Genomic DNA, 16,200 nt, shown 5'->3' on the forward strand with positions numbered 1-16,200 from the left:
GAGCGCCACCACACGCTCCGCGGGAGAGGCACACACAACGAACAATCGTGTCTAGAACTCGGACGGCCGGGACTTCATCAACGCAAAGACCCCAGACCGGACCCCACCGCCCGGCGCATGACCCTGCTCCGAATCATGCAACAAATTCAGTCTATTGATCGGGAGTCGCGTGAACAGCCCAATTTTTCGCACTGCGTCATTCGCATGTGGAAAGGCGCTGTCACAAAGATTCATGCAATGCCGGTAAGCGATTCACGGCAAAGCGCTTTTTCGGATTGTGCTTTGTGGAAAAGTTTAACGATTATTTTTTTGGTTTCGGCTTGGCCGCCGCCGCCGGTGCGGCCTGCCCGGTCAATTCGGCGAGCTTCGCCTCGAGGGCTTCGATGCGGGTAGCCAGGCGGGTGTTTTCCTCGCGCGCCTTGGCAGCCATATCGCGGGCGGCCTCGAACTCCTCGCGCTGCACCACGTCCATGGTGTTGAGAATGCGCTCGGCCTGCCCCTTGAAGGCTGTCTCCACCTCGCGCCGCACCCCTTGCGCGGCGCCGGCGGCGTCGGTCATCAGTTTGGCGAATTCATCGAGAATGCGGTTCGGTCCGGTCGACATGGCAAATCCTCGCTTGCTCGAATTGACGTAGTGGCGCGCGGCGCGGAATGCAAGCATAGGCTTGCCTTGACCCTGCCAAAACCCTGCCGCATGGTCCGCGCCCAAACGCGATCGCAATCGAGAGTTCCCCGTTGAACGAATATTTCCTGCTGCCGCTGGCCTCCCTGCCCTTCCCCAACATCAACCCGATCCTCATCCAGATCGGGCCGCTGGCGGTGCATTGGTATGGCGTCGGCTACATCGTCGGCATTCTCTTTGCCTGGTGGTACGCCAAGCGACTCGTTACCAACTCAAAGCTGTGGCCCGATGGCGTCCTGCCGATGAAGCCCGTGGATCTCGACGACTTCATCGTCTGGGCGGCCATTGGCGTCGTGCTGGGCGGCCGCATCGGCTACGTGCTGTTTTACGATCTGTCGCGCTACATCGCCCACCCGCTCGACATCGTTGCCGTCTGGCAGGGCGGCATGTCGTTCCATGGCGGTCTGCTCGGCGTCATTATCGCCATGACCCTGTTTTCCCGGAAGCGCGGCATCCGCACCTGGTCGCTGTTCGACGTGGTGGCGGCCGGCGTGCCGGTTGGGCTGGGCCTTGTGCGCGTCGCGAATTTCATCAACTCCGAACTCTGGGGCCGGGTGACCGACGTGCCGTGGGCCGTAGAATTCCCAAATGGCGGACCGTTTTCGCGCCATCCGAGCCAGATCTATGAGGCGCTGCTCGAGGGGTTGGTGCTGTTTCTCGTCTTGCGCATCCTCACCCATTCGCGCCTCAAGCTGAAGACACCGCGCTTCGTCGGCGGCGCCTTCATCTGCGGCTATGGCCTGTCGCGTATCTTCGTCGAATTCTTCCGCGAGCCCGACCAGCAGCTCGGCTATCTCCTCGGCACCAGCTGGCTGACCATGGGCATGATCCTCTCGCTGCCGATGGTGCTTGTCGGCATCTGGGCAATGGCGACGGCCAGGCAGGTGCCACAGCCGCAGCCGGCATGACACGGCTGAAAACCCGCATCATCGACCTGATCGGCGCGGTAGGGCCCATCCCCGTCAACGAGTACATGGCGCTCTGCCTGTTCGATCCTGACGATGGCTACTATACGACGCGCGAGCCTTTCGGTGCTGCCGGCGATTTTGTCACCGCGCCCGAGATCAGCCAGATGTTTGGCGAGCTGGTTGCCGTCTGGTTCTACCAGGCCTGGCAGGCGATCGGCCGGCCGGCGCCGGTCACCGTCGCAGAGATCGGCCCCGGTCGCGGCACGCTGATGAAGGACATGCTGCGCACTTTCTCGCGGCTCGATCCGGCGCTCACCACCGGCGCATCCTTCGCCATGATCGAGACCAGCCCGAGACTGTCCGAAATCCAGAAGCAGACACTTGCCGGGACTGCCGCCAAGATCGGCTGGCACGAAACCATCGACACGCTGCCAAAGGCGCCGCTGCTCATCGTCGGCAACGAATTGTTCGACGCGGTCCCCATCCGCCAGTTCATCCGTGCCGGCACCGGCTGGCGCGAACGGGTGATCGGCCTCGACGACGCCGATGAATTGCGTTTCTTCGCCGGCGTCGGTTCGGTCGATGCCACATTGTTGCCTGACGACGCCGGGAATGCACCGCAAGGCGCGATCGTCGAGATCGCGCCCGCCCGCACCGCCTTGATGGCGGCCATCGCCGAACGCTTGGCCACGCATGGCGGGGCTGGCCTGTTCATCGACTACGGCCATCTCAAGCCTGGCGTCGGCGACACATTGCAGGCCTTGCGCAGGCACGATCACGAAGATGTGCTGGCCAATCCGGGCGAAGCCGATCTCACTGCCCATGTCGACTTCGCCGCCTTGGCCAGGATTGTCCGGACGCACGGCCTCGATGCACAGCTCAACACACAGGGCGAATTCCTGCTTGGCATGGGCCTGCTCGAGCGAGCCGGACTGCTGGGCGCGCAGGCGAATGAACAGTCGCGGCAGACCATTGCCGAGGCCGTCGAGCGCCTGGCCGGCCCCGATGCCATGGGCGAGCTTTTCAAAGTGCTGAAAATCCAGCCGAAGGCCGCCGGCTGACCATCCTTAGAGGTCGTTTACAAGCCGTCCCGCCACGCCGCCGAGATAGGTGTCCCAGAGATAATCCGACATCAGCCGGCGGTGGCGCTGCGTGCTGATCAGGTTCCCGTATGAGGCGCCGCCAATATGGAAGAAGCTGTCGCCGAGCATGCGGTGGTCGACGTCTACGCCACCTAGCCCCAGCCTGACCGTCGTCTTTCCAACGTCGGCGATGTTGCCTTCGTCCAGCCTGCCACGAAGCATGGGCCAATTGCCGCCGCCAGTGTCCAGCCCGGTCTCGAAGCGAGGCGTGAAATCGAGATCGAGATCTTCCACCACCGCATAGCGAAAGAAGCAAAGTCCTGCCCAGAAATACCACCCTTCATGGCCTCTCTTGGCGGGATATCTGGCGCCAAAGGCCGCTTTGCCCTGCATTCGCCTGGGTATGTCGATCGGAACGATCGGCAGGCAATCATGATCCAGATAGCCAAACAGCTCTGGCCGCAGGTGACGCACGATGTTGTGGAATACCCAGTTCATCGAGGTGCCATGCGACCGGTTGGGGTTCCATTCCGGGTTTCGCGGCAAGCCGAAATAGGCAATGCCTCGCGCCCGGCAAACGGTCTCGATCGCCTGTCGTGCTGCGCGGTTTGACGAATTGTCGACAACGACAAGCGTCATGTCGGTCGAATAGGTCAGCCAGGCCTTGGCTAGCGCATCGATGACCCAGGGCGTGTTGAAGGCAATGGCAAAGCAATAGTGCCGCGAGCCGGTCTGCCGCAATGTTTCAGCGAATTTGAGCCCCGAAGCCACATCCCGCGAGCGAAAATAGCCTTCCACCAGCGCGTTGCGGAAATCCTTCGCCTTGCGCACGTGGCGGTTCTGATGAATCCGGCGGATCAGGCTCTTGAGTGGTTTCCAGGCCATTGACACTTTCGCCGGAACCCAAACCGTCTGGTCCGTCGATCACTGCCTATAGTCGAAGGCCGGCTTTTCGCCAAGCCGGCGAGGCCGCCGGACATGGCGTCCGGCTGCCTTTGTCGAGCGCCTGATCCGGCACTCGCCTTGAACTTCGCCTTGACGAAATCGCCGCCGCGGACAACAACCCGTCCATGCTGAATCAGACCAAGCCGGATCCCGTTCGGTCGCCCTTGCTGGAGAATGCGCGCGCGCAAGGCATCCGTCACGGCTATTTCACCCGTGTTGGCGGCGTCTCCAGCGGCATCTATCAGGGTCTCAACATCGGCACCGGCTCGAATGACGACCAGACGCTGGTTGCCGAGAACCGCCGCCGTGTCGCCGACTGGATGGGTGTTCCCGCAAACCATTTGCTGACCGCTCACCAGATCCATTCACCGGATGTCGTCATCGCCCGCGAGCCCTTTGCCGGCGAGCGGCCCAGGGCCGACGCCGTCGTCACCGACCGGCCAGGTATCGCCGTCGGCGCCTCGACAGCCGATTGCGGACCAATCCTGTTCGCGGATACCGAAGCGCGCATCATCGGCGCAGCACACGCCGGCTGGAAGGGCGCTTTCACTGGGGTGCTCGAAAACACGGTTCGCGCGATGGAAGGCCTCGGCGCCCGCCGCGAACGGATTGTCGCCGTGCTCGGCCCTTCCATCGGCCCCGAAAACTACGAGGTCGGCCCGGAATTCGTCGCCCGCTTTGTCGACGCGGATGCCGAAAACATCAACTATTTCACACCCTCGGCCAATCCAGGGCATGCGATGTTCGACCTCAACCTCTATACGGTCGACCGGCTCAATAAGGCCGGCGTGACCGCAGAAGGCCTCCGCCGCTGTACCTATGCCGAGGAAGAGCTTTTTTACTCCTACCGGCGCACCACGCACCGGAGGGAACCGGACTATGGGCGACAGATTTCGGCAATCGTTTTGGAGAAAGAGTGATGGCGCTGCATTTCGAACGGCCGGAATTTGACGCGCGGCGCGATCGTCTGATGATCGAACTCGCCGAGAAGAAGCTCGACGCAGTGCTGCTGTTTGCGCAGGAAAGCATGTACTGGCTGACCGGCTACGACACGTTCGGCTTCTGTTTCTTCCAGTGCCTGGTGGTGAAGGCCGATGGGTCGATGGTCCTGCTCACCCGCTCGGCCGATCTGCGCCAGGCGCGTCACACCTCGATCATCGACAACATCGTGCTGTGGACCGATCGCGACGGTGCCAATCCGGCGGTCGACCTGCGCAATTTGCTCAATGAACTCGGCCTGCTCGGCGCCCGCATCGGCGTCGAATACGACACGCACGGCCTGACCGCCTACAATGGCCGGCGTCTGGACGAACAGTTGCAGACCTTTGGCCAGATCGCCGACGCTTCCGGCATTGTCGGCCGGTTGCGGCTGTTCAAGAGCCCGGCCGAAATCGCCAAGGCTGAAAAGGCTGCGAACCTCTCCGACGATGCGCTGGATGCGGCGCTGCCGTTGATCAAGCAGGGCGGCGACGAAGCCTTGATCCTGGCCGCTATGCAGGGCGCGATCTTTGCCGGCGGCGGCGACTATCCGGCCAACGAATTCATCATCGGCTCCGGCGTCGACGCGCTTTTGTGCCGCTACAAGGCCGGCCGCCGCAAACTCACCAAGAACGACCAACTGACGCTCGAATGGGCCGGTGTCTTCCACCACTATCATGCGCCGATGATGCGCACCGTGCTGACCGGCAAGGTGTCGAAGCGTCACCAGGAGCTTTTCGATGCCGCCCGCGCTGCAATTCTTGCCGTCGAAAAGGCGATGACGCCGGGCAACACCTTCGGCGACGTCTTCGACGCCCATGCCCGCACGCTCGAGGCCCACAATCTGACCAAGCACCGGCTGAACGCTTGCGGCTATTCGGTCGGCGCTCGCTTCACGCCATCCTGGATGGACATGCCGATGTTCTACCAGGGCAATCCCGAGCCGATCGCGCCCAACATGACGCTGTTTGCCCACATGATCATCATGGACTCCGAAACCGAGACGGCGATGACCCTTGGCCGCACCTATCTGACCACCGAATCGCAGCCGAAGCCGCTTTCGCGCCATGATCTCGACTTGATCGTACAGTGAATCCATAATGGCAGGAATGCGGAGGGCGTTCAGCGCCAAGGAGTTTTCAGGCAAATGAGACGATCGCATGTGACGACCGTGTCATTGCTCGGCGCACTGGCGCTGGCTGCCTGCACCAATGCCAAGGACGTCCTCGAGCCTTCGGCCATCGCCCCGCCAACCACCTTGACACAGACGGTGCCGGCGGCACCGGGCAGCACGGCAGTCGCCACTCCGGCGCCTTCGTCGCCCGCCACTGCTGCTCCGACCCCAACCACACCGGCCCAGAGTGCGGCCATCCTGTCGAAGACGCGGCTGCAGGTGGCGCCGATCGTCGGCGCCTCGGTGGAAGCCGCAACGCCGTTGACGGCGGAACTTCAGACGCGCGCCAGGCAGCGCGGTATCACGCTTGCCGGCAGCGCCGACCAGACCGCCACGCATGTGCTGAAGGGCTATTTCTCGACGATGACGGAAGGCAAGGACACCACCGTCATCTATGTCTGGGATGTCTATGACCCCGCGGGCAACCGGCTGCATCGCATCAACGGCCAGCAGAAATCCCCCTCGGTCAGTGGCGGCGAAGGCTGGGCGGCGGTCGCACCCGCAACCATGCAGGCGATCGCCGACCAGACGATCGACCAGTTCGCCGCATGGCTTGGCGGCGCCGCCGGCTGATCGGCGTGTTGCCGGCTTTCGTCAGTGTTGACGTTTTTGAGATTAGCCGGCGGATTCCCGATCACGAGGCTTGCAATACCGGCGCGGCCCGCTAAAAGCCCGGTTAAGAGGCTCTTGAGAGTCTGCTAGGTCTCTCCATCCTTCACCAGGAACGGTGCATGAAGCTCTTCGCGGGCAATTCCAACAGGGTGCTGGCCGAAGCGGTCGCCCGCTACCTCAATGTCCCGCTGGGCAAAGCCAGCGTCAGACGCTTCGCCGATCAGGAAATCTTCGTCGAAATCCAGGAAAACGTGCGCGGCGAGGATGTCTTCATCCTGCAGTCCACCTCTTTCCCGACCAACGATCACCTGATGGAACTGCTCATCATGATCGATGCGTTCATGCGCTCGTCGGCCAAGCGCATCACCGCGGTCATTCCCTATTTCGGCTATGCCAGGCAGGACCGCCGTGCCTCCGGCCGCACGCCGATCTCGGCCAAGCTGGTCGCCAACATGATTACGCGGGCCGGCGTCGACCGGGTGCTGACGCTCGATCTCCATGCCGGCCAGATCCAGGGCTTTTTCGACATCCCGACCGACAATCTGTTCTCGGTGCCGGTCATGGCCCGCGACGTGAAGGCCAAATACAAGCAGCTTGCCAATGTCGTCGTCGTCTCGCCCGACATCGGCGGTGTCGTGCGCGCCCGCGCGCTGGCCAAGCGCTTTGACGCACAACTCGCCATCGTCGACAAGCGCCGCGAGCGGCCGGGCGAATCCGAAGTCATGAACATCATCGGCGCCGTCGCCGGCAAGGATTGCCTGCTCATCGACGATATCGTCGATTCGGGCGGCACGCTCTGCAATGCCGCCGACGCACTGCTTGCCAACGGCGCCACCAGCGTCACCGCCTACATCACCCACGGCGTGCTGTCGGGCGGCGCCTGCGCACGTATCGCCGGCTCGAAGCTGCAGGAACTGGTGATCACCGATTCCATCCAGCCGACCCAGGCCGTGCTCGACGCTCACAACATCCGCGTCATCTCGATCGCCGACCTGATGGGCGAGGCAATCTCGCGCACCGCGACCGAGGAATCGGTGTCGAGCCTGTTCGACTAGAGCGTCGGACCCTCAAGCAGAGCCGGCCCGCTTTTCCGCCGCATGCCTTCGCCGGCATCGCGCGCGCCGCGCATGTAGCCGCGCGGTGACGCCCCCAGCATGCGCTTGAACATGGTGATGAAGGCCGGCACGCTGTCATAGCCGAGATCGAGCGCCACCCTGGTGATCGGTTCGCCGTCGGCCAGCCGCGGCAGGGCCGCGAACAGACAGGCCTGCTGGCGCCATGTCGACAGCGACAAGCCGGTCTGGCGATGGAAGGCGCGGGTGAAGGAGCGGCGGCTCATGCCGACGATGTCGGCCCATTCGTCGATCGTCGCATGCGGCGAAGGTGCCGCGACAAAACGCCGGCATAGCGCTGCCAGTTTCGGATCCGAAGGAAATGGCAGGCCGAGCGGCCGTTCCGGCAGGTTCGGGATCTCATGCAGAAGAAGATTCATGATCAGCCCGCCGCGCCCCTCCAGCTCGGCGCCTTGCGGCAGCTTCTCCGATTCCACGATCAGGCTGTGCATCAGGTCGGTGATGCCGACGACACGCAAACTATTCGGCAGCCCAGCAATCGCTTCCGGCATGACGTAGACCGAGCGCATCGAGACGTCGCCCAGCATCTCGACGGAATGCTCGATGCCGGCCGGGATCCACATGGCGTGATCGGGAGGCACCATCCAGCGTCCATGCCGCGTCGTCACCAGCACGACGCCGACCAGCGCGTGCAGCAATTGGCTGCGGCTGTGATGGTGTTGCGGCACATGGTAGCCGTCCGGATATTCGGTCGGCAACGCCACCGCCGGCCCGACAGCCTGCTCCAGCCACTGCCAGCGACTCTGATGCAGTCGGCCGAGCTCGGCGGCGTCGCCTCTGAAGATTTCCCTGCCATGCGGCATCGGCTATGGCCCACTTGCGAAACTATTGGACCAAACCACGAAAGAAGTCGCCTCGCAAGCGGCTTATAAGGCAACCATCCCCCAAGGCGCTTCAGACAAGCGTCCTTAAGGCGGTCCGCAGGAGCGGCCGCCAAGCCTGCCTGCGGGTAAACACCCGCCAAAAAGACCTCGGAGCCCGCCTTGACCGATACGACAGCCACCAGCATTGCGCCGCCAGCCGGCGCCAGCCTCTCTTCAGCCCAGGCGACCGCCTTCACCGTCATCCTGGCGGTGAGCTTTTGCCATGGCATCAATGACATCATGCAGTCGCTGCTGCCGGCGATCTATCCGCTGCTGAAAGAGAATTACGGTCTCGATTTCTGGCAGATCGGTCTTTTGACCTTCACCTTTCAGGTAACGGCGTCGCTGCTGCAGCCGGTCATCGGCATGATCACCGACAAGCGACCGATGCCCTATTCCCTGCCCTATGGCATGGCTTCCTCGCTGATCGGCCTCATCGTGCTGGCCTATGCCGGCCACTATGCCCTGCTTCTGGTCGGCGCCTCGCTGATCGGCATCGGCTCGGCGATCTTCCACCCGGAATCCTCGCGCATTGCCCGCTTTGCCTCGGGCGGTCGCTTTGGCCTGGCGCAATCGCTGTTCCAGGTCGGTGGCAATTTCGGCCAGTCCATGGGGCCGCTGCTCGCCGCCTTCATCGTCGTGCCGTTCGGCCAGACGAGCATTTCCTGGTTCGCCGTTGGCTCGCTGATCGGCATCATCGTCTTGTGGCGGGTCGGCGGCTGGTACAGCCGGATGCGCGCCGCGCAGGGCAACCGCAAGGCGGCAAGCTTCGTCTCGCCCTTCCCGCGCCGCAAGGTGATGGGAGCGCTGGCGGTGCTGACCTTGCTGGTGCTGACCAAGAACGCCTACATCGCCTCGCTCTCCAGCTACTACACCTTCTATTCCATTCATAAATTCGGCGTGTCGGTGCAGATGAGCCAGGTCATGCTGTTCCTGTTCCTCGGCGCCTCGGCGCTCGGCATCCTGCTCGGCGGCCCGTTCGGCGACCGCTACGGCCAGAAGGCGATGATCTGGTTCTCGATCGTCGGCGTGCTGCCGTTCACGCTGGCCCTGCCCTACGCCAATTTCGAATGGACAATGGTGCTGACGGTGCTGATCGGCCTGATCCTGTCCTCGGCCTTCTCCAACATCGTCGTGTTCGCCCAGGAACTGGTGCCTGGGCGTGTCGGTACGATCGCCGGCATCTTCTTCGGCTTCGCCTTCGGCATGGGCGGCATCGCGGCCGCCGTGCTCGGCGTTATCGCCGACATGAAAGGCATCGATTTCGTCTTCCAGGTCTGCTCCTACTTGCCGCTGCTCGGCCTGCTGACGGTGTTTTTGCCGAACATGAAAGAAGCCAGGAAGGCGCAGGCAGCCGCCTGAGCAATTCCAAACAAAGCACCCGCCCGACGGCGGGTGCTTTTTTCTGTGCCGTTCCCGAGGAGCTAGGCCTTGAAGAAGGCCAGCAGGTCGGCGTTGATGACATCGGCATGGGTCGTCGCCATGCCATGCGGGAAACCCTTGTAGATCTTGAGCTCGCCCTTCTTGAGCAGCTTGATCGCAAGCAGCGCAGAGTCGGCGATCGGCACGATCTGGTCGTCATCGCCATGCATGACCAGCACCGGCACGTCGATTGCCTTCAAATCGTCTGTGAAGTCGGTTTCCGAGAAGGCCTTGATGCAATCATAGTGCGCCTTGGTACCGCCCATCATGCCCTGACGCCACCAATTCTCGACGACTGCTTGCGAGACTTCGGCGCCGGGACGGTTGAAGCCGTAGAACGGGCCGGCCGCAACATCGTGGAAGAACTGGGCGCGGTTGGCCGCCTGGGCAGAGCGGAAACCGTCGAACACCTCGATCGGCAGGCCGCCAGGATTGGCCGGCGTCTTCAGCATAATCGGCGGCACGGCGCCAATCAGCACCGCCTTGGCGACACGGCCGCCTGAACCATATTTCGCGACATAACGCGCCACTTCACCGCCGCCGGTCGAATGGCCGACATGGATGGCGCCCTTCAGGTCGAGATGCGCCACAAGTTCCGCGACATCAGCAGCGTATGTGTCCATCTCGTTGCCGGTATCGGTCTGGGTCGAGCGGCCATGGCCGCGCCGGTCATGGGCAATGACGCGGTAGCCCTTCGACAGGAAGAACAGCATCTGGGCGTCCCAGTCGTCGCTGCTCAGCGGCCAGCCATGATGGAAGACGATGGGCTGGCCGGTTCCCCAATCCTTGTAGAAAATCTCGGTGCCGTCCTTGGTGGTGATCGTGCTGCTGCCGGGCTTGGTCATCTCAATCTCCGTTGATTGCTATCACGATAATCAATATCGCGATAGCAATATGATTAGCGCAGATCGAAATCCTTGTCTACCGAAAATATGTATCGCGATATCATTTTTCGTGGTACATATATGAGATGCTCAGTCGGCAAAAGGAATGCGCCGTGCCTCTCCCATTGGACAATCAGCTCTGTTTCACGCTTTACGCCACCAGCATGGCGATCAACCGTACCTACAAGCCGATGCTGGACGAGATGGGGATCACTTATCCGCAGTACCTCGTTCTGAATGCGCTTGCCGAGGCCGCCGGCATGTCGGTCGGTAGCATCGCGCACAGACTTGCCTTGGAATCGAGCACGATCACGCCGCTGGTCAAGCGCATGGAACAGGCAGGCCTGGTCACCCGCCAGCGCAGCCACACCGACGAGCGCCAGGTACAGGTCGATCTGACTGCCGCCGGGCGCGCGCTGCTGGTGCAGTGCAACTGCCTGAACGAAACCCTGATCGAGCGCTCGGGCATGACGCTGACACAGCTCGACGCGCTGAACCGGCAGATCCAGACGCTGCGCGGCGCGCTGAGCGGCAATCAGGAGTAACCCTGCCCCGCCCTTGCCCGCCATGGCTTGCACCTCCGGCCGCCTTCCGCTATAGAGCCGCCACCCGCGTAGACACCCTTGGAGGCAACGCGGCGGAAGGCCGCCTCACCCGGCGGCTTTCGACGTTTACGGCCAGGCACATTGCTTGCCGCGAACGCTCCAGAACAAACCGAAAGGAAATGCCATGAGCCACGACACTTACGAGCTCAAGGCCGAAGCACGCGAACAGGTCGGTAAGGGGTCCGCCCGTGCAGTTCGCCGCAACGGTAAAGTGCCTGCAGTAATCTATGGTGACAAGCAGCCTCCCCTGGCTATCGCGCTCACCTACAAGGACATCTACTACAAGATCCATGGCGGCGGGTTTCTGACCACGATCGCCACGATCGATGTCGACGGCAAGAAGATCCAGGTCCTGCCGAAGGACTTCCAGCTCGACCCGGTCAAGGATTTCCCTGTCCATGTCGACTTCCTGCGCATCGGCAAGGACACCGAAGTCAATGTCGACGTGCCTGTCCACTTCATCAATGAAGACAAGTCGCCCGGCATCAAGCGCGGCGGCGTGCTCAACATCGTGCGTCACGAGGTCGAGTTCCACTGCCCGGCCAATGCGATCCCGGAATTCATCACCGTCGATCTCACCGGCGCCGACATCGGCGATTCGATCCACATCTCGGCAGTCACCCTGCCGGCCGGCGTCAAGCCGGTGATCTCCGACCGCGACTTCACCATCGCGACCATTGCCGGCTCGTCGGCGATGAAGCCGGAGGTCGAAGAGACGGCTGAGGTTGTAGCACCTGAAGCGGCGACCCCTGCCGCCGAAGAGAAGTAATATTCCGGCCCGGAGCTGACGATGCTGCTGTTTGCAGGCCTCGGCAATCCGGGCGCGAAATACGCTGATAACCGGCACAATGTCGGCTTCATGGCGGCGGACGCAATTGCCCGCCGCCATTCCTTTTCGCCCTGGTCGAAGAAATTCCAGGGCCTGATCGCCGAAGGCACGCTTGCCGGCGAAAAAATCATCCTGATCAAGCCGCAGACCTTCATGAACCTGTCGGGACAGGCGGTCGGCGAAGCGCTGCGCTTCTACAAGCTCGGCCCTTCGGCGCTCACTGTCTTCTATGACGAGATCGACCTTGCTGCCGGCAAATTGCGGGTCAAAATCGGCGGCGGATCCGGCGGCCATAACGGCATTCGCTCGCTCGACCAGCATGTCGGCAAGGACTATCGCCGCGTGCGCATCGGCGTCGGCCATCCCGGCGTCAAGGAAATGGTGCACGGCCACGTGCTTGGCGATTTCGCCAAGGCCGACCGCGAGTGGCTGGACGTGCTGCTCGACGCTATCGCCGGTGACGCCGGATTGCTGGCCAAGGGCGACGACAATTCCTTCATGAACCGGGTGACACTGGCGCTGCGTGACAAGCTTACGCCGACCGGCGACGACGACCGTCCGCCGCCCAAGGCGCCAAAGGCCCAAAGTCATGTCCGCCAGGCGCGGCAACAGCAGCCGGCTGTCAAACTGCCCGAGACCGGGCCGATGGCCGCCATGCTGAAGAAGCTGTTCGGCGGCAAGGACTGACTCTGGGCACGGATCAGGGCTCAAGGGCTTGACGTTGATCCACCCTATCGCCCATAGCCCTGATCAAATTTCTATTTTCCCGATAGGACCGGACAAAAATGGGTTTCAAATGCGGCATCGTTGGCTTGCCCAACGTCGGCAAGTCGACGCTATTCAACGCGTTGACTAGGACGGCGGCGGCGCAGGCCGCCAACTATCCGTTCTGCACCATCGAACCGAACACCGGCGAGGTAGCGGTGCCCGACCCGCGCCTGCAGAAGATCGCCTCCGTCGCTAAGTCGAAGGAGATCATTCCGACCCGCATCTCTTTTGTCGACATTGCCGGTCTGGTGCGCGGCGCCTCCAAGGGCGAAGGGCTGGGCAACCAGTTCCTTGCCAACATCCGCGAAGTCGACGCCATCGTCCATGTGCTGCGCTGCTTCGAAGATGACGACATCACTCATGTCGAGGGCCGCATCGACCCCGTCGCCGACGCCGAGACCGTCGAGACCGAACTGATGCTCGCCGATCTCGACAGCCTCGAGCGCCGCATCGTGCAAATCCGCAAGCGCGCCGGCAGCAAGGACAAGGAAGCGACCACCGTGCTGCCGATGATGGAAGCAGCACTTGAGCTGCTGCAGGCCGGCAAGCCGACGCGGATCCTGCTCAAGGGCATTTCCGCCGAAGATTTGCGCATCCTGCAAGGGCTGAACCTCTTGACCTCGCATCCCGTGCTCTATGTCTGCAACGTCGCCGAGGCCGACGCCGCCACCGGCAATGAGCACACCAAGGCCGTGGAAAAGATGGCCACCGCGCAGGGTGCCGGCACCGTGGTGATCTCAGCCGCGATCGAGGCCGAAGTAGCCCAGCTCTCGGACGAAGAAGAGATGGAGTTCCTGTCCTCGCTCGGTCTCGATGAACCCGGCCTCAACAAGGTCATCCGCGCCGGCTACGATCTGTTGCATCTCATCACCTATTTCACTGCCGGGCCGAAGGAGACGCGCGCCTGGACGATCCACAAGGGCGACAAGGCCCCGCAGGCCGCCGGCGTCATCCACACCGATTTCGAGCGCGGCTTCATCCGCGCCCAGACCATCGCCTACAACGACTATGTCACGCTGGGCGGCGAAGTGGCGGCCAAGGAAGCCGGCAAGGCGCGCGACGAAGGCAAGGAATATGTCGTCCAGGACGGCGACGTGCTGCTGTTCAAGTTCAACACCTGAGCTGGAAGCGGCTGTCTAACAGGCTCTGACGTTTGGCGCGATTGTAGCTTCGCGGGCGTCGGGCCGTGCGTTTTCACGCGCCTTGACCTTGCCACGTCGCAGGTCTAATCGGCTGCTGCACGTGGTCGGCGCTTGGCCGTCCCGTGCCATCCATTTTTTGGCCCCAGCAGGGAGACCCGGCGATGATCAAGGCCTTCGTCGTGGACAATGACCGGCTGCGCACCGTCGATGATCTCTTGCAAAACAGCGACAAAGTCGTCTGGGCCGATCTTCTCAATCCGACCAAGGATGAGGAAGCCGCCATCGAGAGCTGGCTCGGCGTCGCCATCCCGACCCGCGAGGAGATGGAGGAGATCGAGATTTCGAGCCGCCTCTATGTCGAGGACGGCGCCTATTTCATGACCGCCACGCTGCCCGCCCAGACCGAGGCCGACGATCCGCTGATGTCGCCGGTCACCTTCGCGCTCGCCGGGCAGCGGCTGGTCACCATACGCTATCACGAACCGAAGGCCTTCAAGACCTTCCCGCTGCGCGCCGAGAAGGTCGCAACCGGCTGCACCAGCGGCGACACCATCCTGATCGGCCTGCTGGAGGCGATCGTCGACCGTCTCGCCGACATTCTGGAGCGCGCCGGCCGCGACGTGGAAGCGATTTCGCGCGACATCTTCGAGGCGCGCTCGACCAAGGTGTCGAAGCGCAACCGCGACTTCCAGGAATTGCTGAAAGCCATAGGCCGCAAGGAGGACATCGCCTCCTCGGTCCGCGACAGCCTGATCTCGCTGCAGCGCCTTGCCGGCTTCCTCGCCCATGTCGCCACCCAGACGAAGATGAGCAAGGACATCCGCGCCCGCATTAAGACGCTGTCGCGCGACGTGCTGTCGCTCGCCGACCACGCCACCTTCCTGTCGCAGAAGATCTCGTTCCTGCTCGACGCGACGCTCGGCATGATCTCGATCGAACAGAACGCCATCATCAAAATCTTCTCGGTCGCCGCCGTCATCTTCCTGCCGCCGACGCTCGTCGCCTCGATCTACGGCATGAATTTCGACATCATCCCCGAGCTCAAATGGCAGCTCGGCTACCCCTTCGCCATCGGCTTGATGATCCTGTCGGCGATCCTGCCCTTCTGGTATTTCCGTCGCCGCGGCTGGCTCTGAGCAAGGCTTGGCTCACCAGAAATCGCTTGACCAAACGCCGTCCGGCCTGCATCCGGGAACGCCGATCCTTGGCGATCGTACAATCTTGAACCGGATTCGGATGATGACCGGAAAGACTTGGGCCTACGAGGATTTCACCGAGGGCGCGTCGCTCGACCTCGGCAAGAAGCAGGTAAGTGCGGCCGAGATCATCGAATTCGCGCAGGAATTCGATGCGCAGCCAATGCATCTCGACGAGGAAGCCGGCAAGGCCAGCATCCTTGGCGGGCTGGCGGCTTCCGGCTGGCACACCTGCGCCATGTTCATGCGCATGCTGTGTGATGCCTTCCTGCTCGACTCGACCTCGCAAGGGGCACCCGGCGTCGACCAGGTCAAATGGAAGAAGCCGGTGCTGGCCGGCGACACGCTCACCGGCAAAGCGACAGTGCTTGCCAAACGCGTTTCCAGGTCGAAGCCGCAGATCGGCCTGATCACCATGCGCAGCGAACTGTTCAACCAGCGCGGCGAAAGCGTCTTCGAATTCGAAAACACCTGCATGTTCCTGACCCGTGAGGCCAGCGCATGACGCTGGACGAGTACTTTTGCATCGGTGTCGCCGTCACGCTCGGTTCGCATAGATTCGAACCCGAGGCGATCAAGACATTCGCCCGCAAATACGATCCGCAGGTTTTTCATGTCGACGAAGAGGCGGCAAAGAACAGCGTCTTGGGCGGCCTCTGCGCGTCAGGCTGGCATACCGCCGCCACCTGGATGAAATACAATCTCGAAACCCGCATGGACGCCGAAGGCATCAACTGGACCGGCCCCGGCCCGTTGCCCGAATTCGGCCCCTCGCCCGGCTTCAAGAACCTGAAATGGCTGAAGCCTGTCTATGCCGGTGAAACCGTCACCTTCAGCCGCACCGCACTTTCCCATCGCCCCATTGCCTCGCGCCCCGGCTGGCGAATGCTGGCGCTACGCGCGGAAGCCTTCGATTCGACCGGCGACAAGGTGCTGGAGTTTGAGAGCGCGGTGCTGGTGAAGGCGGGGTGAGTTTC

At 62.5% G+C, this 16,200-nt stretch carries 18 protein-coding genes; 14 read left to right on the top strand and 4 right to left on the bottom strand.

Annotated features, from left to right (window positions below; all coding sequences use genetic code 11):
• Positions 1 to 301: 301 nt before the first annotated feature.
• Positions 302 to 604 (bottom strand): accessory factor UbiK family protein, encoded by a 303-nt coding sequence (locus AC1D0N_RS15975; protein ID WP_477245904.1) that lies wholly within the window; start codon positions 602 to 604, stop codon positions 302 to 304.
• Positions 605 to 735: 131 nt separating this feature from the next.
• Here AC1D0N_RS15975 and lgt point away from each other — a divergent pair, with 131 nt between their 5' ends.
• Positions 736 to 1,590, top strand: coding sequence for a prolipoprotein diacylglyceryl transferase (gene lgt, locus AC1D0N_RS15980; RefSeq protein WP_477245466.1), 855 nt, complete (start codon positions 736 to 738; stop codon positions 1,588 to 1,590).
• Positions 1,587 to 2,651, top strand: a complete 1,065-nt coding sequence (locus tag AC1D0N_RS15985) for a class I SAM-dependent methyltransferase (protein WP_477245468.1) — start codon at positions 1,587 to 1,589, stop codon at positions 2,649 to 2,651. The genes lgt and AC1D0N_RS15985 overlap by 4 nt, the downstream gene beginning before the upstream one ends.
• 6 nt (positions 2,652 to 2,657) lie before the next feature.
• Here AC1D0N_RS15985 and AC1D0N_RS15990 read toward each other — a convergent pair whose 3' ends face one another.
• Entirely contained in the window at positions 2,658 to 3,557 is a 900-nt protein-coding gene (locus AC1D0N_RS15990; protein ID WP_477245470.1) for a hypothetical protein, read from the bottom strand.
• A 185-nt stretch (positions 3,558 to 3,742) separates the two neighbouring features.
• On the opposite strand from AC1D0N_RS15990, the gene pgeF reads away from it, so the two are divergent.
• The 4 genes from pgeF to AC1D0N_RS16010 all read left to right on the top strand — a co-directional run bounded on the left by pgeF (position 3,743) and on the right by AC1D0N_RS16010 (position 7,436).
• Positions 3,743 to 4,537 carry a peptidoglycan editing factor PgeF gene (pgeF, locus tag AC1D0N_RS15995; RefSeq protein ID WP_477245471.1) on the top strand — a complete coding sequence of 265 codons (795 nt, stop codon included), beginning with the start codon at positions 3,743 to 3,745 and terminating at the stop codon, positions 4,535 to 4,537.
• Positions 4,537 to 5,688 (top strand): M24 family metallopeptidase, encoded by a 1,152-nt coding sequence (locus AC1D0N_RS16000; RefSeq protein WP_477245473.1) that lies wholly within the window; start codon positions 4,537 to 4,539, stop codon positions 5,686 to 5,688. Before pgeF ends, AC1D0N_RS16000 begins: the two co-directional genes overlap by 1 nt.
• A 54-nt stretch (positions 5,689 to 5,742) precedes the next feature.
• Positions 5,743 to 6,342, top strand: coding sequence for a hypothetical protein (locus AC1D0N_RS16005; RefSeq protein WP_477245474.1), 600 nt, complete (start codon positions 5,743 to 5,745; stop codon positions 6,340 to 6,342).
• 158 nt (positions 6,343 to 6,500) lie between these two features.
• On the top strand, positions 6,501 to 7,436 hold the full coding sequence (locus tag AC1D0N_RS16010) for a ribose-phosphate pyrophosphokinase (protein WP_477245476.1): 936 nt from the start codon (positions 6,501 to 6,503) through the stop codon (positions 7,434 to 7,436).
• On the opposite strand, the gene AC1D0N_RS16015 is transcribed toward AC1D0N_RS16010, so the two are convergent.
• Positions 7,433 to 8,317, bottom strand: a complete 885-nt coding sequence (locus tag AC1D0N_RS16015; RefSeq protein WP_477245478.1) for an AraC family transcriptional regulator — start codon at positions 8,315 to 8,317, stop codon at positions 7,433 to 7,435. The two genes, AC1D0N_RS16010 and AC1D0N_RS16015, sit on opposite strands and share 4 nt — an antisense overlap.
• Before the next feature lie 180 nt (positions 8,318 to 8,497).
• Here AC1D0N_RS16015 and AC1D0N_RS16020 point away from each other — a divergent pair, with 180 nt between their 5' ends.
• A complete protein-coding gene (locus AC1D0N_RS16020) occupies positions 8,498 to 9,739 on the top strand; it encodes an MFS transporter (protein WP_477245480.1) in 1,242 nt (413 codons plus the stop codon).
• Positions 9,740 to 9,801: 62 nt separating this feature from the next.
• On the opposite strand, the gene AC1D0N_RS16025 is transcribed toward AC1D0N_RS16020, so the two are convergent.
• On the bottom strand, positions 9,802 to 10,644 hold the full coding sequence (locus tag AC1D0N_RS16025; RefSeq protein ID WP_477245482.1) for an alpha/beta fold hydrolase: 843 nt from the start codon (positions 10,642 to 10,644) through the stop codon (positions 9,802 to 9,804).
• A gap of 152 nt (positions 10,645 to 10,796) precedes the next feature.
• On the opposite strand from AC1D0N_RS16025, the gene AC1D0N_RS16030 reads away from it, so the two are divergent.
• From AC1D0N_RS16030 to AC1D0N_RS16060, 7 genes are all read left to right on the top strand, one after another.
• Positions 10,797 to 11,228, top strand: coding sequence for a MarR family winged helix-turn-helix transcriptional regulator (locus AC1D0N_RS16030; protein ID WP_477245483.1), 432 nt, complete (start codon positions 10,797 to 10,799; stop codon positions 11,226 to 11,228).
• 184 nt (positions 11,229 to 11,412) lie between these two features.
• A complete protein-coding gene (locus AC1D0N_RS16035; protein WP_477245485.1) occupies positions 11,413 to 12,057 on the top strand; it encodes a 50S ribosomal protein L25/general stress protein Ctc in 645 nt (214 codons plus the stop codon).
• Between the two features lie 21 nt (positions 12,058 to 12,078).
• Entirely contained in the window at positions 12,079 to 12,804 is a 726-nt protein-coding gene (gene pth / locus AC1D0N_RS16040; RefSeq protein ID WP_477245486.1) for an aminoacyl-tRNA hydrolase, read from the top strand.
• A gap of 98 nt (positions 12,805 to 12,902) precedes the next feature.
• Entirely contained in the window at positions 12,903 to 14,006 is a 1,104-nt protein-coding gene (gene ychF / locus AC1D0N_RS16045) for a redox-regulated ATPase YchF (RefSeq protein WP_477245488.1), read from the top strand.
• A gap of 182 nt (positions 14,007 to 14,188) precedes the next feature.
• The gene (corA, locus tag AC1D0N_RS16050) at positions 14,189 to 15,163 is read left to right on the top strand and encodes a magnesium/cobalt transporter CorA (protein ID WP_477245489.1); all 975 of its coding nucleotides are present in this window, start codon (positions 14,189 to 14,191) and stop codon (positions 15,161 to 15,163) included.
• Between the two features lie 103 nt (positions 15,164 to 15,266).
• A complete protein-coding gene (locus tag AC1D0N_RS16055) occupies positions 15,267 to 15,728 on the top strand; it encodes a MaoC family dehydratase (protein ID WP_477245491.1) in 462 nt (153 codons plus the stop codon).
• The gene (locus tag AC1D0N_RS16060; protein WP_477245493.1) at positions 15,725 to 16,195 is read left to right on the top strand and encodes a MaoC family dehydratase; all 471 of its coding nucleotides are present in this window, start codon (positions 15,725 to 15,727) and stop codon (positions 16,193 to 16,195) included. Before AC1D0N_RS16055 ends, AC1D0N_RS16060 begins: the two co-directional genes overlap by 4 nt.
• Positions 16,196 to 16,200 lie beyond the last annotated feature (5 nt).

This window comes from Mesorhizobium sp. P2_E10 (assembly GCF_056404235.1).